Source organism: Halobacillus alkaliphilus (assembly GCF_900113125.1).
In the GTDB taxonomy this organism is placed as follows: domain Bacteria; phylum Bacillota; class Bacilli; order Bacillales; family Halobacillaceae; genus Halobacillus; species Halobacillus alkaliphilus.
On record NZ_FOOG01000001.1, the window covers coordinates 158158 to 179185 of the forward strand.

General features: G+C 40.3%; 23 protein-coding genes and 2 pseudogenes. 23 read left to right on the top strand and 2 right to left on the bottom strand.

The window, feature by feature from the left end; translation table 11 throughout:
* The first annotated feature begins 8 nt into the window (after positions 1 to 8).
* Genes gcvT through gcvPB form a run of 3 tightly spaced genes read left to right on the top strand, consistent with a single transcriptional unit; the run spans position 9 to position 3940 of the window.
* Entirely contained in the window at positions 9 to 1109 is a 1101-nt protein-coding gene (gene gcvT, locus BMZ06_RS00875) for a glycine cleavage system aminomethyltransferase GcvT (RefSeq protein WP_089749202.1), read from the top strand.
* Between the two features lie 22 nt (positions 1110 to 1131).
* Positions 1132 to 2481 (top strand): aminomethyl-transferring glycine dehydrogenase subunit GcvPA, encoded by a 1350-nt coding sequence (gene gcvPA / locus BMZ06_RS00880; RefSeq protein ID WP_089749204.1) that lies wholly within the window; start codon positions 1132 to 1134, stop codon positions 2479 to 2481.
* Positions 2474 to 3940 (top strand): aminomethyl-transferring glycine dehydrogenase subunit GcvPB, encoded by a 1467-nt coding sequence (gene gcvPB / locus BMZ06_RS00885; protein WP_089749207.1) that lies wholly within the window; start codon positions 2474 to 2476, stop codon positions 3938 to 3940. Before gcvPA ends, gcvPB begins: the two co-directional genes overlap by 8 nt.
* 231 nt (positions 3941 to 4171) lie before the next feature.
* On the opposite strand, the gene BMZ06_RS00890 is transcribed toward gcvPB, so the two are convergent.
* Positions 4172 to 4558, bottom strand: a complete 387-nt coding sequence (locus BMZ06_RS00890; protein ID WP_014643733.1) for a rhodanese-like domain-containing protein — start codon at positions 4556 to 4558, stop codon at positions 4172 to 4174.
* Positions 4559 to 4926: 368 nt separating this feature from the next.
* Here BMZ06_RS00890 and BMZ06_RS00895 point away from each other — a divergent pair.
* The 4 genes and pseudogenes from BMZ06_RS00895 to BMZ06_RS00910 all read left to right on the top strand — a co-directional run.
* Positions 4927 to 6372: pseudogene (locus tag BMZ06_RS00895) on the top strand (vitamin B12-dependent ribonucleotide reductase); the annotation flags it as partial.
* A 248-nt stretch (positions 6373 to 6620) separates the two neighbouring features.
* Positions 6621 to 7748: pseudogene (locus BMZ06_RS00900) on the top strand (vitamin B12-dependent ribonucleotide reductase); the annotation flags it as partial.
* Positions 7749 to 7900: 152 nt separating this feature from the next.
* Positions 7901 to 8332: a transcriptional regulator MntR gene (gene mntR, locus BMZ06_RS00905; RefSeq protein ID WP_014643730.1), complete on the top strand. Its 432-nt coding sequence runs from the start codon at positions 7901 to 7903 to the stop codon at positions 8330 to 8332.
* 93 nt (positions 8333 to 8425) lie between these two features.
* Positions 8426 to 9313, top strand: coding sequence for a patatin-like phospholipase family protein (locus BMZ06_RS00910; RefSeq protein WP_089749213.1), 888 nt, complete (start codon positions 8426 to 8428; stop codon positions 9311 to 9313).
* An 11-nt stretch (positions 9314 to 9324) separates the two neighbouring features.
* Here the strand turns inward: BMZ06_RS00910 and BMZ06_RS00915 are convergent, their stop codons facing one another.
* Entirely contained in the window at positions 9325 to 9723 is a 399-nt protein-coding gene (locus BMZ06_RS00915; RefSeq protein WP_089749215.1) for an SA1362 family protein, read from the bottom strand.
* 425 nt (positions 9724 to 10148) lie between these two features.
* On the opposite strand from BMZ06_RS00915, the gene BMZ06_RS00920 reads away from it, so the two are divergent.
* The 16 genes from BMZ06_RS00920 (at position 10149) to nusB (ending at position 21022) form a co-directional block, all read left to right on the top strand.
* On the top strand, positions 10149 to 10640 hold the full coding sequence (locus BMZ06_RS00920; RefSeq protein ID WP_089749217.1) for a YqhR family membrane protein: 492 nt from the start codon (positions 10149 to 10151) through the stop codon (positions 10638 to 10640).
* Between the two features lie 66 nt (positions 10641 to 10706).
* Positions 10707 to 11171 carry a type II 3-dehydroquinate dehydratase gene (aroQ, locus tag BMZ06_RS00925; RefSeq protein ID WP_089749219.1) on the top strand — a complete coding sequence of 155 codons (465 nt, stop codon included), beginning with the start codon at positions 10707 to 10709 and terminating at the stop codon, positions 11169 to 11171.
* Positions 11168 to 12229 carry a M24 family metallopeptidase gene (locus BMZ06_RS00930; protein ID WP_089749220.1) on the top strand — a complete coding sequence of 354 codons (1062 nt, stop codon included), beginning with the start codon at positions 11168 to 11170 and terminating at the stop codon, positions 12227 to 12229. Before aroQ ends, BMZ06_RS00930 begins: the two co-directional genes overlap by 4 nt.
* A gap of 23 nt (positions 12230 to 12252) precedes the next feature.
* Positions 12253 to 12810 carry an elongation factor P gene (gene efp, locus BMZ06_RS00935; protein ID WP_089749222.1) on the top strand — a complete coding sequence of 186 codons (558 nt, stop codon included), beginning with the start codon at positions 12253 to 12255 and terminating at the stop codon, positions 12808 to 12810.
* 146 nt (positions 12811 to 12956) lie between these two features.
* Complete coding sequence (spoIIIAA, locus tag BMZ06_RS00940; protein WP_089749224.1) at positions 12957 to 13934, top strand: stage III sporulation protein AA; 978 nt, start codon at positions 12957 to 12959, stop codon at positions 13932 to 13934.
* On the top strand, positions 13879 to 14388 hold the full coding sequence (gene spoIIIAB / locus BMZ06_RS00945; RefSeq protein ID WP_089749226.1) for a stage III sporulation protein SpoIIIAB: 510 nt from the start codon (positions 13879 to 13881) through the stop codon (positions 14386 to 14388). The genes spoIIIAA and spoIIIAB overlap by 56 nt, the downstream gene beginning before the upstream one ends.
* Before the next feature lie 16 nt (positions 14389 to 14404).
* On the top strand, positions 14405 to 14611 hold the full coding sequence (gene spoIIIAC, locus BMZ06_RS00950; RefSeq protein WP_089651759.1) for a stage III sporulation protein AC: 207 nt from the start codon (positions 14405 to 14407) through the stop codon (positions 14609 to 14611).
* 6 nt (positions 14612 to 14617) lie between these two features.
* On the top strand, positions 14618 to 15016 hold the full coding sequence (gene spoIIIAD / locus BMZ06_RS00955) for a stage III sporulation protein AD (RefSeq protein WP_014643719.1): 399 nt from the start codon (positions 14618 to 14620) through the stop codon (positions 15014 to 15016).
* A gap of 16 nt (positions 15017 to 15032) precedes the next feature.
* Positions 15033 to 16196, top strand: a complete 1164-nt coding sequence (spoIIIAE, locus tag BMZ06_RS00960) for a stage III sporulation protein AE (protein WP_089749228.1) — start codon at positions 15033 to 15035, stop codon at positions 16194 to 16196.
* Positions 16197 to 16207: 11 nt separating this feature from the next.
* Positions 16208 to 16807, top strand: coding sequence for a stage III sporulation protein AF (spoIIIAF, locus tag BMZ06_RS00965; RefSeq protein ID WP_089749230.1), 600 nt, complete (start codon positions 16208 to 16210; stop codon positions 16805 to 16807).
* Positions 16800 to 17423: a stage III sporulation protein AG gene (spoIIIAG, locus tag BMZ06_RS00970; RefSeq protein WP_089749232.1), complete on the top strand. Its 624-nt coding sequence runs from the start codon at positions 16800 to 16802 to the stop codon at positions 17421 to 17423. Before spoIIIAF ends, spoIIIAG begins: the two co-directional genes overlap by 8 nt.
* 12 nt (positions 17424 to 17435) lie before the next feature.
* The gene (locus BMZ06_RS00975) at positions 17436 to 17996 is read left to right on the top strand and encodes a SpoIIIAH-like family protein (RefSeq protein WP_089749235.1); all 561 of its coding nucleotides are present in this window, start codon (positions 17436 to 17438) and stop codon (positions 17994 to 17996) included.
* Between the two features lie 212 nt (positions 17997 to 18208).
* Positions 18209 to 18712 carry an acetyl-CoA carboxylase biotin carboxyl carrier protein gene (gene accB / locus BMZ06_RS00980; RefSeq protein WP_089749237.1) on the top strand — a complete coding sequence of 168 codons (504 nt, stop codon included), beginning with the start codon at positions 18209 to 18211 and terminating at the stop codon, positions 18710 to 18712.
* A gap of 14 nt (positions 18713 to 18726) precedes the next feature.
* Positions 18727 to 20085: an acetyl-CoA carboxylase biotin carboxylase subunit gene (accC, locus tag BMZ06_RS00985; RefSeq protein WP_089749239.1), complete on the top strand. Its 1359-nt coding sequence runs from the start codon at positions 18727 to 18729 to the stop codon at positions 20083 to 20085.
* Positions 20086 to 20099: 14 nt separating this feature from the next.
* On the top strand, positions 20100 to 20501 hold the full coding sequence (locus tag BMZ06_RS00990; protein ID WP_014643712.1) for an Asp23/Gls24 family envelope stress response protein: 402 nt from the start codon (positions 20100 to 20102) through the stop codon (positions 20499 to 20501).
* Positions 20502 to 20644: 143 nt separating this feature from the next.
* Positions 20645 to 21022, top strand: coding sequence for a transcription antitermination factor NusB (nusB, locus tag BMZ06_RS00995; protein ID WP_089749240.1), 378 nt, complete (start codon positions 20645 to 20647; stop codon positions 21020 to 21022).
* Positions 21023 to 21028 lie beyond the last annotated feature (6 nt).

Genomic DNA, 21028 nt, shown 5'->3' on the forward strand with positions numbered 1-21028 from the left:
GCGGTTGTATGGCTGAGTTAAAACGAACACCTTTGTATGCCGAGTATAAGAAACTGGGAGCGAAAACTGTTGATTTTGGGGGATGGGATCTGCCTGTACAGTTTTCAAGTATAAAAGAGGAGCATGAAGCAACGAGAACCAAAGCAGGGTTATTCGATGTTTCCCATATGGGTGAAGTGCTGGTAGAAGGGGATGGAAGTCTCTCTTTTTTACAAAAAATGCTCACAAATGATGTTTCTAAACTTGAACCTGGGAAGGCTCAGTACACAATAATGTGCTATGAAAATGGCGGTACTGTAGACGATCTTATTGTTTACCAGTTAGAAACGGATAAATACCTGCTAGTTATTAATGCTGCAAACCGTGAGAAAGATGTAGAGTGGCTGAAAAAACACCAGGAAGATGGTGTTTCCATTAAGGATCTATCTGATGATTACGTTCAATTAGCACTTCAGGGGCCAAAAGCTGTAGAAATCTTACAATCCATAACAAAAACCAATGTGTCAGAAATAAAGTTTTTCCGCTTTATAGGAGATGTTTCTATCGATAATGTGAAAGATGGTGCTATTGTCTCCCGAACGGGTTATACAGGAGAAGATGGGTTTGAGATCTACCTGCCTGCTGCTTCAGGCCCAGATCTATGGCAGGTTCTGCTTGAAGCAGGTGATAAGCATGGCATTCTCCCTGTAGGACTCGGAGCAAGAGATACACTCAGATTTGAAGCTAATTTAGCCCTTTACGGCCAGGAGCTTAGTGCAGAGATCAGCCCAATTGAAGCGGGGCTGGGATTTGCTGTCAAAACAAAGAAGGAAGATGAGTTTATTGGTAAACAGGTTCTGAAGAAGCAAAAGGAAGAGGGACCTTCCCGCAAGCTCGTTGGTATAGAGATGATCGATAAAGGAATTCCTCGTACCCATTATGAAGTTTTTGATGAAGAGAAGCCGATTGGATTTGTTACAACAGGAACGCAATCTCCCACCCTTGGTAAAAATGTAGGACTTGCGTTACTAGATTGTGATTACACAGAGATGGGCACAGAAGTAACCGTTCAGGTAAGAAAAAAACGTCTTCAGGCAAAAGTGGTTCCTACACCATTTTACAAAAGATAAAGTTTTTGAGGGGGAAGTACGTATGGAATTTCGATATCTGCCAATGACTGAACAAGATAAGAAGGATATGCTCAGCCGTATTGGTGTGCAGAAATCTGAAGAACTATTCTCAGATATTCCTGAAAATATTAGATTTAAAGGAAACTTGGATTTAAAGGAACCAAAAAACGAATTTCAATTAATGAACGAACTTACGAAGATGGCCCAGGAAAATGTAACTTTGAAATCGCACACTTCATTTCTGGGAGCAGGAGTTTACGATCATTATATCCCTTCGATCGTTGATCATGTAATATCTCGCTCTGAATTTTACACGGCATATACACCGTACCAGCCGGAAATTTCCCAGGGCGAATTACAGGCAATTTTTGAGTTTCAGACTATGATCTGTGAATTGACAGGAATGGATGTGGCTAACTCCTCTATGTATGATGGAGGCACTGCGCTGGCGGAAGCCGTAAATCTTTCAGCTGGTCAGACAAAACGAAAGAAAGTCCTCGTTTCTAAGGCCATCCATCCTGAGTCACTTGCTGTTATTCATTCTTATGTAAAGGGTCCAGGGGTTGAAGTTGTAGAGATCGACCATAAGCACGGAAAGACAGACTTGGTTCAATTAGAATCTGAATTAGACGACAATACGGCAAGTGTAGTCCTTCAATATCCAAATTTCTTTGGTCAGATCGAACCTCTTGATGAAGTTAGAAAAATCGTAGATACTCAGAAAAAAGCGATGATGATTACTTCAAGTAATCCACTGGCTTTAGGATATTTAACACCACCTGGTGAATTTGGAGCGGATATTGTCACAGGCGATGCTCAAGTATTTGGAATTCCTGCCCAGTACGGCGGTCCACATTGTGGATATTTTGCTACCACCAAGAAATTAATGAGGAAAGTTCCAGGTCGGCTAGTGGGGCAAACAGTAGACGAGGAAGGGCGTCGTGGGTTTGTACTTACACTTCAGGCCCGTGAGCAGCATATACGCCGTGATAAAGCGACTTCCAATATTTGTTCCAATCAAGCTCTTAATGCGTTAGCTTCTTCCGTAGCTATGTCCTCTCTAGGGAAACAAGGTCTTAGGAAGATGTCATGGATGAATATCCAAAAAGCCGCTTATATGAAAAAACAATTACAATTAAACAACATCGAGGTAGTATTTGATGGAGCTTTCTTTAATGAACTTGTAGTTAAACTGAATCATGATATTAGGGAAGTAAACCGCATTTTGCTTCAAAAAGGAATAATCGGCGGTTATGATCTTTCCCAGATGGATAACAGTTTACAAAATCATATGCTGGTAGCCGTGACTGAGATAAGAACGAAAGAAGAGATTGATCAATTTGTAAAAGAAGTGGGGGATATCCATGGCTGAGCAGGACTTTCCGTTAATTTTTGAATTGAGCCAAGAGAGCAGGACAGGTTTTAGTCTTCCGGACCTTGATGTGCCTGAAATGGATGCAGAAGACATGATTGGCTCCTCTTTTGTAAGAAATAAGGCAGCTGACCTTCCAGAAGTAAGTGAGCTTCAAATCATGCGCCACTACACGGCCCTTTCCAAGAGAAATCATGGGGTGGACTCCGGTTTTTATCCACTTGGATCTTGCACAATGAAATATAATCCTAAAATGAACGAAGATGTAGCTCGTTTAACTGGATTTAGTCACATCCATCCGTATCAGGCACCAGAAACTGTACAGGGCGCCCTTCATTTGTTGTACGACTTGCAGCAATCACTTGTATCCATCACTGGTATGGATACGGTTACGCTTCAGCCTGCTGCAGGAGCGCATGGTGAATGGACGGGGTTAATGATGATTCGCGCTTACCATGAAGCAAATGGAGATTATGGTCGAACGAAAGTTATCGTGCCAGACTCTGCTCATGGTACAAATCCTGCTTCGGCGACAGTGGCCGGTTTTGAAGCTGTCACTGTTAAGTCCGACGAGCGAGGATTGGTAGACCTCGAAGATCTGCGAAGAGTCGTAGATGAACAAACAGCAGCGCTCATGCTGACGAATCCAAATACATTAGGGCTATTTGAAGAAGATATTGAAGAAATGGCAGCTGTGGTACATGAGGCTGGTGGAAAGCTATATTATGATGGAGCAAACCTAAATGCAATCTTAGGTTATGCACGTCCAGGGGATATGGGATTTGATGTGGTTCACCTGAATCTTCATAAAACATTTACCGGTCCTCATGGAGGAGGCGGGCCTGGCTCTGGTCCAGTTGGAGTTACAGCAGAACTGGAACCATATCTTCCAAAGCCTATATTGACCAAAGTAGATAATCAGTATCAATTCGATTATGATCGTCCGAAATCGATTGGTCGAGTGAAGCCTTATTATGGTAATTTCGGTATTAACGTACGTGCTTACACGTATATACGTACGATGGGGCCTGAAGGTCTGAAAAAAGTAAGTGAATATGCTGTAATCAATGCAAATTATATGATGAGACGATTGCAAGAGCAGTATGAGCTTCCATTTGATCGACATTGCAAGCATGAGTTTATCTTATCAGGAAAACGCCAGAAAAAACTGGGCGTACGTACACTTGATATAGCTAAGCGTCTGCTGGACTTTGGCTACCATCCGCCAACTATTTATTTCCCAATAAATGTAGAAGAAGCATTAATGATAGAACCAACAGAAACAGAGTCGAAAGAAACGTTGGATGCTTTCGTAGAGGCGATGATTCAAATATCAAATGAAGCGAAAGACAATCCTGAAATTGTACAGGAAGCGCCTCATAGTACTATAGTCAGTCGAATGGATGAAACACAGGCGGCTCGTAAACCAGTCTTAAGTTATAAGAAGGGCGAAAATTGAGTAATTAAACTCTAAAAGACTGCTTCCATTTAGAACCTTGTAGCGTGAGATGTGATTTCAAAAATCCAGGCTTAAAAAGTGGATTGAGTAGCCAGCTCTCTTTCTAGAACTCTTTATCGTACAGGCCTTCCGGATCAGGGAGTTTCATTCGAATTTAATAAGGTGATTTAATAGTGCTAAAAAAATAAAACCTGAAAGGCGGGTTATAACCCTGGCCTTCAGGTTTTATTTTTATTTTGACTTTTTAGTTTTAATTTTTCCTCCCCATTTTTTGAAACCGCCTTGGAGAACGTTAAGATCTTTATAATCTTTTTTGTTAAGCAGCATGGCTGCCCGTGTTGATCTAGCTCCGCTCTGGCAATACAAATAGACAGGTTTGTCTTTCCGAATTTCTATAAGGCGGTTTTTCATTTGCGATAATGGGATATTTCGTGCCCCCAGTATATGACCGCCTTCAAATTCTTTTGGTTCACGAACATCAATAAGCTGAGCTTTACGGTAGCCTTGTCTGAACTCTTCTTCTGTTAACGTACTCATAATTTTTTTGGATTTGAAGTATCTATATAAGCCAAATGCTATAAGAGCAATGACAGCTCCAATCAAGATCCAAAGTTCCATAGTATGTCCCCCCATTTCTCTTTTCCTCTATCTATTATAGGAGGGAATCGTTAGCTTTTCAAAAAAAGTTTATTGTATGTTAGAATTTCAAAGTTGGTATAATCGTTTTTTTAGACTGAACCTATGCAACTAATGAATTAAGTGAAAAAACCGTAAAAAATAGCTTCTTACTTTTGAAATCTAGCTTAAACTGCTTTCTACGCACGATTAGTAGATTGACAAAATTCAACACATTCGTTCAATGACACTATATATTGAAAAAATTCAATTCATGAACACAATATATTGATTAAGTTTTTGTGAATGTGGTATGTTACATATACATACTAAATGAATACTTATTTTATCATTCAAGGGAGAGATTCATAATGCAAACAACCACCTCCAATGATACCTATGCCAAGGTTAATGTAGACCGGTTAAATGCAGATATTCGACAGTTTTCTCAGGTACATGAAATAACAGCAGATATGAAGATTACTCATAAAGGCGTTTCTAGACTAGTTATGCTTGACAGGTATGCATTTAAAGATACCGAAAAACTTACGTTGGCAGAGAACGATTTTGTGGTACTTACGGTGAAAGATGATCCGAAATTTCCTGCTCGAGGCTTTGGTTTCATTCAATCAATTGATTGGGAAAAACATGAGGCAGTAGTGAAAGTAGAGGATGAATTTGTAAACGTACTTGATCATGAAAATGAAAGAGAGACAGGCTTAATAACCCGAAACCTGGATACCATCGATAAACCTTTGGAAGTGTATTATGAACAAATCGCTCTTCGCAATGCTTCGGGGTTGTCGGAGGTAGAAACGGACCCCGTTCAAAAGCAAAAGAGTTTTGATGATTTTTATAAAGAACTCTCAAATCTGAACTTCATTCCTGCAGGCCGCGTGTTATATGGAGCGGGTTCTAATACGGATGTAACCTATTTCAATTGTTATGTGATGCCTTATATACAAGACTCCAGAGAAGGTATTTCCGATCATCGTAAACAAGTCATGGAAATTATGTCACGCGGTGGTGGAGTAGGAACCAATGGTTCTACTTTAAGGCCAAGAAATACACTTGCTCGTGGAGTTAATGGAAAATCCTCTGGATCTGTGTCATGGCTTGATGATATTGCTAAGTTGACTCACCTTGTGGAGCAGGGTGGATCCAGACGGGGAGCACAGATGATCATGCTTGCTGACTGGCATCCGGACATCATTGAGTTCATTATTTCTAAAATGCAAAATCCGAGAATATTACGTTTCCTTATTCAAAATACTGAAGATGAACAAATTAAACAGCTGGCTAAAGACAAGCTCAAGTTCACACCTTTAACGGAAACAGAGAAAGACCTTTTTCAAAGTGTTGTAAATTACAAGCATATGCCTGGTTCAGGTGGATTTACGGAAAAGGCCATTCAGGAAGCCGAAGAGAAACTTTACGTTGGCGGTACGTACACAGTGCACAACCCAGAATTCCTCACCGGAGCCAATATTTCAGTATGTATAACTAAGGAGTTTATGGATGCTGTAGAAGAAAATGCTGAATACCATTTACGTTTTCCTGATGTAGAAAACTACACAAAAGAGGAAATGAAAATCTATAACGAAGAATGGCAGAGCAGCGGAGATGTAAGAGAGTGGGAAGAGAGAGGTTTTGGTATAAGGAATTACCGCACCGTTAAAGCTTCAGAGCTCTGGAATTTAATTAATATATGCGCAACTTATTCAGCAGAACCTGGAATTTTCTTCATTGATAACGCCAATGAAAAAACAAATGCTTCTGCTTATGGACAAAAGGTTGTAGCTACAAACCCATGTGGTGAATAGTTTGCCTCATGTAAAACATTGCGGGATAAAGCGGGAAGGCTGAAATGCTGATCCGAACCGAAGGCTGAAGTTAAATCCTCCAGTCAGGGGCAACGCATAGGTGGTGAACCTCATTGTGAGAATATAATCCACCCACGAGACCGCAACATTACACCAGTGGTGTGATGAAAATGTATGCTGAACTTGCAGGAAAAAAAACTGTAAGAACTTCTGGATAAAAAGCCAGAAGGATAACAACATTGGAACAGCCTCTAGCTCCATTCTCTGTATGTAACCTGGCAGCTGTTAATTTGGCCTCTGTTGCTGATAAAACAGAGAAGAAAGTAAACTATGAGCAACTGAAACAAACCGTTCAAACCGGCGTTCGGATGCAGGACAATGTTATTGATGCCACTCCTTATTTCTTGGAAGAAAATAAAGTACAAGCCCTTGGAGAGCGTCGGGTAGGACTTGGAGTCATGGGGCTCCACGATTTACTAATTTATTGTGAAACCGAATATGGTTCCGAAGAAGGAAACAAATTAGTAGATGAAATTTTTGGAGTAATTGCGACCACTGCCTATCGCACCTCAATTGAACTGGCCAAAGAAAAAGGCAGCTTTCCTTTCCTTCAAGGAACAAGCGAAGAGGAAACCACTAAATTGCGTGAAGCGTTTATTAACACGGGTTACATGAAAGATATGCCTGAAGATATTCGCGAAGGAGTCATGAAGTACGGAATTCGAAATTCTCACTTATTGACAGTAGCACCTACTGGAAGTACAGGTACAATGGTGGGCGTTAGTACGGGACTTGAACCTTACTTCTCTTTCTCTTATTATCGCAGCGGACGTTTAGGTAAATTTATTGAAGTAAAAGCGGATATTGTGAATGAGTATTTAGATCAGCACCCTGATCAGGATCCTAATGATCTGCCTGAATGGTTTGTTACGGCTATGACAATGTCTCCTGAAGCGCATGCAGATACCCAATGTATTATCCAGCGCTGGGTTGACAGTTCTATTTCTAAGACCGTTAATGCTCCGAGAGGCTATTCGGTTGATCAGGTGGAAAAGGTTTATCAACGATTATACCGTGGCGGCGCTAAAGGCGGTACCGTATATGTTGATGGGAGCCGTGACAGTCAAGTCCTTACCTTAAAAGCTGAGGAAAACGAATTTGACGGGGAACAGACCGAGTTTGAATTTGAAGAAGAAAGAAAACCTCGTGTTGTTCTAATGGATACGGTACATGAGTTAGATAAGACGAATGTGACCATAGGATCTGAAGTAGGCGATACTTGTCCCGTCTGTCGAAAAGGAACTGTTGAAGACATTGGCGGCTGTAATACTTGTACGAATTGCAACGCACAATTGAAGTGTGGTTTGTAGAAACGAATTAGCCAAAAGATTTATATACCGGACTCCCATTGAGAGTCCGGTATTACTCTTTTAGGAATTATGCTTGCTTGTCACGACAGGCAAACTAGTGTATCATTTTCATGAAACACCTACATAAAGACAGCCTGTATTGGGGGTTCATCATGCCAACACCAAGCATGGAAGATTATATTGAACAAATTTATATGCTTATAGAAGATAAAGGGTATGCACGAGTATCTGATATTGCTGAAAATCTCCAGGTGCATCCATCTTCTGTGACCAAAATGGTTCAAAAGTTGGACCGGGACCAATATTTGAATTACGAAAAATATCGTGGTCTCATTTTAACTCCTAAAGGAAAAAAAGTTGGGAAGCGACTTGTTTACCGTCATGAGTTGTTGGAACAGTTTTTGGAAATAATTGGAGTAGATAAAGAAAACATTTATGAAGATGTAGAGGGAATTGAACATCATTTAAGTTGGAATTCTATTGACCGAATAGGAGATCTTGTCCAGTACTTTGATGAGAAACCCGCACGAGTAGACTCTCTTAGAGAAGTGCAGCAGAAGAACGAAGAACAAAATCAAGAATAACCTTACCAAGGCGCAGTTTTCTGCGTCTTTTTGTTATTCATCTTCTAAACAGCTCATAAGATTTTATAAGGGGTTAAAGCGGGAGGAAATTGTATGAAGGTTGATGGAGTATTCTCGGGCGGAGGTATGAAAGCATTGGCTTTTATTGGTGCTCTTGAGGAACTTGAAGAACAAGGTTATCATTTCAGCCGGCTTGCAGGCACTTCAGCAGGTTCGATTCTTGCAAGTATGACAGCAGCTGGTTATACCTCTGGGGAATTGAAAGAAAAATTAAAGAGTCTTTCCTTTGAATCTCTTGTAGATCTCCCCACTGCTGAGCGTTTATTCCCTTATTCGAAATGGTTTTTACTATACTTTCGCATGGGATTATATAAGGGAAATCGCCTTGAGTATACGATTGAAAAATGGCTCGAAGAAAAAGGGGTGCGAACTTTTGCTGATCTTCCCTCAGGATCATTAAAAATTGTATGCTCAGATCTAAGTATAGGTCGTATTATTGTGATACCTGATGACTTGAAAAGAGTATATGGAATTGATCCCGCAACCTTTTCAGTAGCTAAGGCTGTGCGGATGAGTTCCGGACTCCCTTATTTTTTTGTACCCATTAAGATCCATGGAAAAAATGGTAAATCTTTAATTGTAGACGGAGGAGTTCTAAGTAATTTTCCTATATGGATTTGGGAGGGGAAAGAAGGACGGCGGAAACGGCCAATAATAGGCTTAAAACTAAGCGACCCTCCTAGCCAGCTCCCAGCACAGAAAATCCGCAATGCCATTCAAATGTTTCACGCGCTTTTTAAAACTATGCAACAGGCTCATGATGCACGTTACATCTCACATTCTAAGAGCAAGGATATTATTTTTATATCAGTCAAGGGATACGATACAACGAATTTTTATCTGAGTAATCAGGAAAAAGAAGATTTGATGAAGATTGGAAGGGTCCATGCTGCAGAGTTTTTAAAGAGGTGGACAAAATAAAATCGAGCCTATTAAAAGGAGGCTCGATTTTTATCTTTGTTTTTATTACCTTCAATTACTCTAAGCTGCGGGCCGCTTCCTCGCCGTTTGCTTTTTTTATGAATAGTTGTAGGTTTAGCTGATCTAACGGCCTGGCTCTTTTTCACTACAGGAGCGGGTTGTTTATATTTTTGTTTAGATTGTTTAACAGCTTGCTTATATTTCTTCATTTCATTGCTGCTTTTCCCCGCGCCGATTCCACGGTTGCGCAGGAAGAAAAAGTAAATAGTCCCATAGACGATTGCTGCAATACCGATCATCATGGCAATTGAGCTAAGAAAGCTGCCAGTGTCAGTCAATAATTGATAGCCTACAAAGAAAACTGCTAAAGCCACCAATGTGTATATGATAGGAGTCATCCAGTTGCGCATGATCGTTATTCCTCCCTTCTCAAAATGATCGACTAAAGATCCTTTAATATTATATATACCACTTATAAAAATATTTATATCCCAAAATCATATATTGGACCAACATAATAGGTTTCCAACAATGACGGGGCCTTAAAGTGAAAATAGTTCTATTAATGATTGTTTCCTGTTCAGCTGGAATTATTCAAAGACTATGGTTCGTTTGTGTAGAAGTTATTTTAGTAGAAACTTGAAGTTAAGATTCAATAGTGAGGTTTTTTACATTACTTGAATGTTCCCTGAGTAAACGGCTGAATAAACGCCTGATTTATATTCTTTCTTACTTATATTTTACCTTATTTTTCTTCTCATCTCTAGCCTTTATTATGTCGAAAGAGCATGAAAAATTCGCAGATGGTTAAAGATAATGGATAGAGGTGATTTGAATGGCAGATAAACCAAAAGAACAAAATCAACAGGAACCCCAGCAAAGTGTTCTAACCAAAACTTTAATCATTGGTTTCGCTTCAGGGGTATTATGGAGTGGTTTAGCGGCGCTTGCTTATTATTTTCACTTTAGTGAAGTTTCTGCTGCCTCCTTCCTATTTCGCTCTTTTTGGCAGACGGAATGGACAGGAACTTGGCTTGCTGAAGTACTAGCTGTTATTATTGTGGGAGTATTGTCTCTTATAAGCGCTCTGCTCTATTATATGTTTTTGAAAAAGAAAAATGGCATTTGGCCGGGCCTGATTTTTGGTTTGACTTTGTGGGCCATTATTTTTGTTATCCTTACCCCCTTGTTTCCAGCCATACCAGCGTTTATGGAATTATCCAGTGATACATGGGTTACGACAGCCTGTTTATTTCTTCTTTATGGATTATTCATAGGTTTCTCTATTTCCTTTGAATATAAGGAGTTTAACGAGTCAGCAAATTAATACTCAAAATAAGGAGTAGTATGATAAACTAAAAAAGTATGACAATTTCGTAAATGGTGGGATGGAATGATGGCAGCAAAACGCCTATTCTTAATTAATGGGCCTAATTTAAATATGCTTGGAAAAAGAGAGCCGGGCACTTATGGTAACGCTTCTTTGGCTGATGTTGTAAAACTCGTTAAAGATACTGCCTGGGAGTATGGATATGAAGTAGAGGAATTCCAATCGAACCATGAAGGGGATCTTGTAGACCAACTGCATAAAGCTGACATGCAGGCAGCGGGTGTTATTATGAATCCAGCTGCTTATACTCATACAAGTATTGCATTAAGAGATGCGGTTAGCGCTATCTCCCTGCCAGTTGTAGAAGTACACATTTCTAATATTCATGCGCGAGAACCCTTCCGTCATCAATCCATGCTTGCTCCTGTGTCCCAGGGTCAGATTGTAGGCTTTGGTATAGATGGTTACCGCCTTGCTGCATTAGCTATAATTAAAAAGATAGAATCAGAAGGGAGACATGAAAAATGAGTAAATTAGAAAATCTGCGAAAATCCGTTATGAGTGATGAACTGGATGGTATACTGATTATGAGTCCAAAAAACAGGCGATATGTATCAGGGTTTACAGGTTCCTCAGGTGCGCTGCTTGTAACAAGTGGGGAAGCCTTACTTATTACTGATTTTCGATATACCGAACAGGCTAACGAACAAGCATCAGATTTTGAGGTTATAGAACATAAAAATCCTATGGTGAAAGAAGTCGCCAATCAAGTGGAGCGTTTAGGGCTTGAGCGGATTGGCTTTGAGAAAGACCATGTTACATATAGTGTCTATGAACAATACCGCAAAGAAATAAAAGCAAACCTTGTTCCTACCTCAGGTATCGTCGAAAAGTTACGCTTGATAAAGACAGATGATGAGATTAGTATTTTACAAGCTGCTGCTAAAATTGCGGATGATGCCTTTGAACATATACAAAGCTATATTAAACCAGGTGTCAGGGAAATTGATGTTTCAAATGAATTGGAATTCTTTATGAGAAAGCAGGGAGCTACCTCTTCCAGTTTTGATATTATTGTTGCTTCCGGCTACCGTTCTGCTTTACCGCATGGTGTAGCATCTGAAAAAGAAATTCAGGCCGGAGAGCTGGTTACTTTGGATTTTGGAGCCTTATATAAAGGATATTGTTCTGATATTACCCGTACCGTAGCTGTTGGTGAAATTAGTGAGGAACTGCGTGAAATCTATGATGTTGTTCTGCAGGCACAGTTGAAAGGTATGGAAGGGCTTAAGTCCGGTATAACAGGTAAGGAAGCAGATGCCCTAACGCGTGATTATATTAAAGAAAAAGGTTACGGAGAATACTTTGGCCATTCAACTGGACATGGAATTGGTTTAGATGTCCATGAAGGACCTGGTCTTTCATTCCGTTCCGACATGGTGCTTGAAGAGGGAATGGTAGTAACCGTTGAGCCTGGAATATACGTACCAAATGTCGGGGGCTGCCGGATCGAAGATGATACGGTCATTACAAACGCCGGAAACAATCGTTTGAGCACATCTACTAAAGAACTTATTTCATTGTAAAGGATATAGAAGGAGGAAAAAATATGATTTCAGTTAATGATTTTAGAACAGGTCTCACCATTGAAGTGGACGGAGATATCTGGTCAGTAATGGATTTCCAGCATGTGAAACCAGGAAAAGGAGCTGCATTTGTGCGGTCCAAGTTACGTAACCTGAGAAACGGAAATATTCAGGAAAAAACGTTCCGTGGCGGGGAAAAGGTAGAACGTGCTCATATTGAAAACCGTAAAATGCAATATTTATACGCCAATGGTGATATGCATGCATTTATGGATATGGAAACTTTTGAACAAGTAGAAATTCCATCATCCGTGCTTGAAAACCAGTTGAACTATCTGAAAGAAAATATGGAAGTACAGATCCAGTCTTATCAGGCAGAGACCATTGGTGTAGAGCTTCCTAAAAACGTTGAATTAAAAGTAGTGGAAACAGAACCAGGAATTAAAGGGGATACCGCAAGCGGCGGTACCAAATCTGCAACCCTGGAGACAGGCTTGACCGTGCAGGTACCTTTCTTTATTAATGAAGGCGAGAATCTGTTGATCAGTACTACAGATGGAAAATATGTTTCACGTGCATAATAAATAGAGAGGCTCTTTTAAAGCTCATCCCAATGAAGGGATGAGCTTTTTTTAATAGAGAAAATCTATTTTATATCTCTTAAATTGTCATAAGAGATGAGATAGAACATACATATGAAGTAAACCAATTAAAGGAGCAGAACAGGATGGAGGAGATTATCAGGTTGTTTCCCGATCACTTCCAAATCCTCTTAAAAAGGAAAGTGAATTGGAAGACAATTCAAGAAATTCGCTTGCGAATCAATCAGAAAATTGAGGTTCTTGATGCCAGGAAAAATGGAGTGGTAGAAGGGCCGCTTGTTACGTCGATTGATTTATCCTATGTATTGAATCAGATCAGTCAGTTTTCTCTCTACCGATTTAAAGATGAATTAAAAGAGGGCTTCATAACTATTGAAGGAGGTCACCGTGTAGGGTTAGCTGGAAAGGCTAATACGGTAAACCATCAGGTTGAGACACTAAAACATATTGCTTTTATGAATATTCGTGTGGCCAAGAACGCTACAGGACAGATTAATCAACTAATCCCTTATTTATATCAAGATGGTAAATGGACAAGTACTTTGATTATAGGCCCCCCACATTCAGGTAAGACCACTTTATTAAGGGAGTTGGCCCAAAGGATTGGTTCAGGTCATCAGGATCAACGAGCAAGTAAAGTTGCCATTGTGGACGAGCGGTCTGAAATAGCCGCAAGTCTTCGAGGGGTCCCCCAACTAGATGTAGGAGAACGTACAGATGTTATGGATGCCTGCCCTAAAGCAGAAGGCATGATGATGATGATACGTTCGATGTCTCCAGAAGTGATGATCGTAGATGAAATTGGCGGGGCAGCTGATGCGAATGCGATTAGGGAAGCGACCTTTACTGGAGTCGAAGTTATATGCAGCATTCATGGAACGAGTATAACAAACGTTCAGAAACGTCCCTCTGCTAAAGAATTGATAGAAGAAGGGGTGTTTGAACGATATCTTGTTCTGGAACGGTTAAGCCCGAATAATGCAGGGTCTGTCACCGTTTTAGACGAGTGTGGACTGCCCATAGCTCATTGGAAGGGAAGGGAATTGCATGGAGTGGATTGGGGCCGTACTCATCCTGACTGTAACAACACTAGCCGGTTTTGATATCGCAGCCCGGTTTAAGCAAAGACCGGGACATATCCGGCAGTGGAAAAATGCTTTGCAAATGATTGAAGCAGAAATGGTCTACGGACAGTCCTCCTTGTGGGAAGTCTGTGAGAATTTAGCCAGGCACTTACCTCCACCAACTTCTCAGTTTTTTGAAGAAATTAACCAGGTTCAAGAACCTTGTTCGGATTTTGCTTCTTTATGGGAAGCCCGATTGAAAAAGCATTGGTCTTCGAATGCGATGGGGAAAAGTGAATGGGAGATTTTACTTCAGTTTGGGCGTACCTTAGGCCAGCATGATCTGGAACAGCAGCAGAAACAAATTCAATTGGCACTCCATCACTTAGACCGAGAACTCCAGGAATCTTTAGATGGAGTCGATCAGTACCAGAGGATGGCTCGTGGAATGGGGGTTTTAAGCGGCCTGCTTGTCATCATATTAATTATTTAAAGGGGGAAGAGCCATTGTGCTTCAAGATGCCACGATACTTTTTCAAATTGCTGGTGTAGGGATTATTGTCGCAATGATACACAGTATTCTAAAGCAAATGGGAAAAGAGGAGATTGCGCAGGCGGTCACGCTCACAGGATTCATTATAGTCCTGTTTATCGTTTTGCACCGGCTCGCTGATTTATTTCAAGAAATTAAATCAGTTTTTCTCTACCAAGGGTAGGAAACTATGGATATTATACAAATTGTGTCTTTAGGACTAGTAGCGGCCTTACTAATTATCTTATTAAAAGAGCATAAATCCTCGGCCGCTTTTCTGCTCCTTTTGTTTACCGTCATCATTATCTTTTTATCCATTCTGGATCAGGTGAAACATATATTTGCGCTTCTTTCCTATATGGCTGAACAAGCTCAGGTGGAACCCTTTTACTTCAAGACCATTTTGAAAATTATAGGGATCGCTTATATTGCCGAATTTGGAGCTCAATTAATCAGAGATGCTGGGTTGAATTCATTAGCTTCTAAAGTTGAACTGGCCGGAAAATTATTCATATTAATGCTTGCGATTCCTATCGTTACTGCAGTAATAGAGACCATCCTAAATTTTATTCCTGGATACTTAGGATAAGATAGCGAGGTAGGAAATGAAACCTTTATCTTTCATAGTCTGTTTTCTCCTAGGAATCATTTGTTTTCCCTTGATCTCATCGGCTTCCCAAACTCCCGATGAATCTCCTGCCATGTTAGATTATATTTCTACGGAAGAGCTTGAAAAAAGCTGGGAAGAGCTCGATCAGGATTATGGAGATTACATGCCCTCCTTCAATATGAAAAACTTTCGAGAATACATTCAAAACGAGGGATCACTGAAGACATCGGACTGGTTCACAGGAATACTTCAATTCTTCTTTCAGGAGTTGATGCTGAACGGTAAATTGCTGGCTTCTTTATTGTTTTTAACACTATTCAGTACACTACTCCAATCGGTTCAGAATTCATTCGAAAATCCAGTAATTAGTAAAATCGCTTATCTAGTTGTTTATCTCGTGTTGCTTACACTGGCTCTGGAAAGTTTTAGGCAGGTGATTGATTACACGATAGAGGCAATAGATAGAATGAGTAGCTTTATGATCGGACTGCTTCCACTTTTGCTGGGAATTATGGCATCATTCAGTCATTTAATGTCTATTTCTTTTTTTCACCCCATAATAGTGGCTCTCGTTCAGTCCAGTGGTCTTCTAGTTAAATTCCTTTTAATTCCTTTGTTTACATCTTCTGCTTTGCTTTTGATTGTAGGGTCGCTCAATGAGACTTACAAAGTAGATCAGCTTGCAGAGCTGCTAAGGAAAACCGGTTTAGCTGTTATGGGGATTTTTTTAACTATTTTTCTAGGAGTTATATCGGTTCAAGGGACGGTAACAGCTGTTCAAGATGGCGTGACGATGAAAACGGCAAGATTTGTAACAGGAAATTTTGTGCCGGTGGTGGGCCGCTTGTTTACCGATGCTACGGACACCATATTAGGTGCCTCTCTCGTTTTGAAAAATACTCTGGGGATTGCAGGAGTAGTTATTCTACTCGGGATTGCCGTGTTTCCCGCTCTTAAAGTTTTCGCTATTGCAATCATTTATAAAATTGCAGCTGCTTTATTGCAGCCGTTAGGAGATGGCCCTATCATACGAGCCATGGATGTAGTGAGCAGACATATTATGTATGTATTTGCTGCATTGTTAATGGTTTCCATGATGTTTTTTCTAGTTATAGTCATTATGGTGGCAGCCAGCAACATAACCATGATGGTCAGATGAGGGTGTGAAGGATGAGCCTTTTTATAGAGTGGATTACAAGAATTGTTTTATTTCTGCTGTTAGCGATTGTTGCCGATGCACTTCTTCCATCAGGATTGATGAAGAAATACGCTCGTCTTGTTCTATCAGTGCTTCTCTTATTAATATTTCTAGGGCCTTTATTACAACTATTGAAGATAAATCCCGAGCAGTTATTGAAAAAAGCGGAGTACACGATGAATGAAGAGATGGAAGTTGATTCTCTGGACGATAGTATTGAAGAAAAGAAAAAAGAAATACTTGAAGGACAAGATGCATATAAATTAGAACAAGTTACCCAATCATTGTCAGCTGAGCTTAAAGATCCTCTCAAAGAACAGAATTTGGAGCTTGTGGATCTGGAAATGAGCTTTCTTCAAGAACCGTATCAAATGGATACACTGGACAAGCTGGTCCTAACACTTACTGCTCTTGAAGAAAGTAAGACGGTCGAGAATGTTTCTATATCCATCATGGAGAAACAGGCCCCCAAGGAGGCCGAACAGCTTGACAGTATTCAAGACTGGGTATCCAAATACTTGGAATTAGACAAAGCACAAATAGAAATCCGCTGGGAGGAAGAGGATGAATAAATGGTGGAGTAAATTATTAGAACCTTTGTCTTCTAAAGAAGGAAAAAAGATTAATAAGCCTAAATATTTTATAGGCCTTGGATTAATTGGAGTACTTATCATTCTCTCTAGCAACTGGTTCCAGAGTAACGAACCCGTCCCGCCTTCACAAGGCGAAACGGCAGAAAAATCCTCAATATCCTCTGAAGCAAACGATGCACCTGAATTAACCGATTCCATAAACCAATTGGAAAAGGGATATGAGAAACAATTAAAACCACTACTGGAGAACATTGAAGGGGTAAGTTCAGTAGATATTATGATTAATTTATCAGCCACTCATGAAAAAGTGTATGACAAAAATTTAATTATAGGAAAGCAGACCACTAAGGAAACAGATAAGAATGGAGGGGAAAGAGAGATTGAAGATTATTCAAAGGAACAGCAGTTAGTCCTCGTCCGCCAAGGTGATCGTGAAGTTCCTTTACTAACAAAAACGACCAAACCAGAGGTCAGTGGTGTCTTCGTCACCGCTAAGGGGGTCGATCAAATTCAAGTTAAAGGGTGGGTGGTCGAAGCTGTATCCAGAGTCTTAGACGTACCTAGTCATCGGATTTCTGTCTTGCCTAAACAATAAGGAGGGGTTATCTTGGTTAAAAAACAAACCGTTTGGTTACTTACGATGTTAAGTCTGTTAATTGTATTGAGTGTCTATTACATGACGTCCCCTGATAATGGAGAGATGGCCTTTATTCAAGAAGATGGTTGGACTGAAGTGAAGGAAGATGGAACAAACCCAGAAAATGCGGAAGGGGTGGAAACTTCTGCTGACGGATCTGTTATTTCACAGGTTTCAACAGAGGAGCTATTTGCCGCTATCCGCTTAGAAAAACAAAACGAGAGAGATCAGCTTCAGGAACAGCTTTCAGAAATCGTAGCTTCGAGTAATTTTACTACACAGGAAAAAAATGAAGCCTTAGAAAGAATGGAAACAATTAAGGAGAATCAATCTAAAGAGTCTATATTAGAAAACACTATTCAAGCAAGTGCTCCATATGAAGATGTTTTAGTTCGAGCAGAAGAAGAGGTCGTACATGTCACATTAAAAGCTGATGAATTATCAAAGTCTGAAACCAATCAAATTATCCAGATGGTTTCAGATGAGTTTGGAGAAAAGCGAGTGCAAGTTCAATTCCAACCGACTAAATAATTGTAAGCCCCTAACCTAATTGGTAAGGGGTTTTTTTATGATTTATTAAATTGGACAGGGGTCTAATGCCCTGTTTTTACCTTCATGCACAGGTGTAGAATAAACCGCTTCCAAACAGGAAGTTGCAGTCAAGTGGTATTCTGTCGTAAAATGTTAAGAGGAATTATTAATTTCAGTTATAAAAAAGTTATGTACATAAAGGAGTGCCAACTATGTTAAAGGTGCAGGAAATACGTGAATTAATTAAACTCATTGATCAATCAAACATTGATGAATTCTGCTATGAATCCAATGGAACCAAAGTATCTATGAAAAAGGAACAAGGGCAGGCAGCTGCAGAACCTGTAAGAGTACAGGAGTCCGCTCAAGCACCAGTCCCTTCGCAAGAACAGAAGAGTGAGCCTGTTAAGCAGGAAGTACAGGAAAAAGCGGAACCAGAAGAAGCAAGTAAGGACGAGCAGCAGGGAACTAATTACGATGCCGAAGTTACTTCTCCTATGGTCGGAACCTTTTATTCATCCCCTTCTCCAGATCAGGAAGCTTACGTTCAGGTTGGAGATCAAGTGAAAGAAGACAGCGTGGTTTGTATTGTAGAGGCAATGAAGTTATTCAACGAAATAGAAGCGGAAGTCAGCGGGGAAATCGTCGAGATTCTTGCAAAAGACGGTGAACTCGTAGAATACGGACAACCATTATTCCGCGTAAAGTCTAAGTAACGGGGGATGAGATTTTGATTAAAAAAGTTTTAATAGCCAATAGAGGAGAAATAGCTGTTCGAATTATCCGCGCCTGCAAAGAGATGGGAATTGAAACGGTAGCGGTTTATTCTGAGGCAGATAAAGAGGCTCTTCATGTTCAATTGTCTGATGAAGCTTACTGTGTAGGGCCAAAGTTAAGTAAGGATAGCTATTTGAATTATACAAATATCATGAGTGTAGCCACTCTTTCAGAAACAGATGCGATCCACCCTGGGTACGGTTTTCTCTCAGAGAATGCTGAGTTCGCGGAAATGTGTGAAGAATGTAATATCACGTTCATAGGTCCCTCTTCCTACGCTATTCAGAAAATGGGAACAAAGGATGTCGCACGTGAAACGATGAGAGAAGCGGGTGTACCCATTGTGCCCGGTTCAGAAGGTATTATTAAAGATGAAGCGGAAGGCTTAAAAATTGCTGAAGAAATTGGTTATCCTGTCATTATTAAAGCCACAGCAGGTGGAGGCGGTAAGGGAATACGAGTGGCCCGTGACGAAGATGATCTTAAAACGGGTATTCGTATGACTCAACAGGAGGCTGAAACTGCCTTCGGTAACCCAGGGGTATATATTGAAAAATATATTGAGAATTTCCGCCACGTAGAAATCCAGATATTAGCTGATAACCATGGAAATGCAGTCCATTTGGGAGAACGTGACTGTACCATCCAAAGAAGACTGCAGAAACTCATTGAAGAAACACCTTCTCCGGCAGTTACACCAGACATTCGTGAAAAAATGGGAGATGCTGCAGTGAAAGCAGCGCTAGCCGTCAATTATTCAGGAGCTGGAACTGTCGAGTTCATTTTTGATAAAGAAGAACAAGAATTCTATTTTATGGAAATGAACACTCGGATACAAGTCGAGCATCCTGTAACAGAGATGGTAACAGGAGTGGACTTAATCAAAGAGATGCTTCAAATCGCCAACAACGAAAAACTCTCCTTTACCCAGGAAGAAATCACGTTTGAGGGATGGGCGATTGAATGCCGCATTAATGCTGAAGATCCATTCAAGAATTTCATGCCTTCGGCAGGGCGTATTGATATGTATCTTCCTCCAGGAGGATTTGGTGTACGTGTTGATTCTGCAGCTTACCCAGGGTATATGATCCCTCCTTATTATGATTCAATGGTAGCTAAGCTCATTGCTTACGGACGAGATCGCGACGAGGCGATCCAAAGGATGAAACGTGCGCTCGATGAATTTATTATAGAAGGAGTACACACAACAATTCCGTTCCATCAGCGTATGATGGAGCATGAAATTTTTGTGGGCGGAGACTTTAACACAATGTTTCTTGAGAAATATACTATAATGAAGGATGAAGAATAAAAGGGGTGGTCATTATGAGTGAGAAGCAATTGTTGAATGTGACGGACGGATCCACACTTGGTAACATTGAGATTGCTCCTGAAGTCATAGAAGTAATTGCAGGTATAGCTGTTTCTGAAGTGGCCGGCGTAGCTTCCATGCGTGGTAATTTCGCTTCTGGTGTAGTTGAGCGTTTAGGGAAAAAAGACCATGGTAAAGGTGTTAAGGTTGAACTTACAGAAGATGGAATTCTTATAGATGCCTTTGTTGTGATGGACTATGGAATTTCAATTCCTGATACGGCTCAAAAAATACAGGACAATACTCGTCAAGCACTCAAAAATATGACAGCACTTGAGATTAATGAAATAAATGTCCATATTGTAGGAGTACAAATTGAAGCAAAAGAAGACGAACTCGTCAGTGAAGAATTTTAGCAGGAGGCCGGTAAAGGGGAACTGTTTCCCTTTCCGGCCTTTTCATCTTCTATATTGAGCTTGTTTAATCCTCACATTGGAATAGCTTTTATCTTACTAAAATGTTATTATGCAAACGGATATTACCTAAAAGGAGAATGAACATGAAACGACGCGCAGCACGAGAAAAGGCTTTTCAGGCGCTTTTTCAAATCAACAATAGTGAGATCGATATTGAGGAAGCTATTCAGCATGTTATCGAAGAGCCTGTGGTCGATGCTTTTATGCATGATTTGGTACACGGTGTGGCAAATCATCAGTCGGAGATTGACCAATGGATCTCGGATAACCTTGTAAATTGGACCTTTTCTCGCCTTCCGAAGGTAGAAAAGACGGTCTTAAGAATGGCAGCTTACGAAATAAGGTACAATGAAGATGTTCCATCACAAGTAGCGATCAATGAAGCCGTTGAATTAGCAAAGATTTTCGGGGAAGAAGAGTCCGGAAAGTTTGTGAACGGTGTACTTTCTAAAATGATATAAATGCAG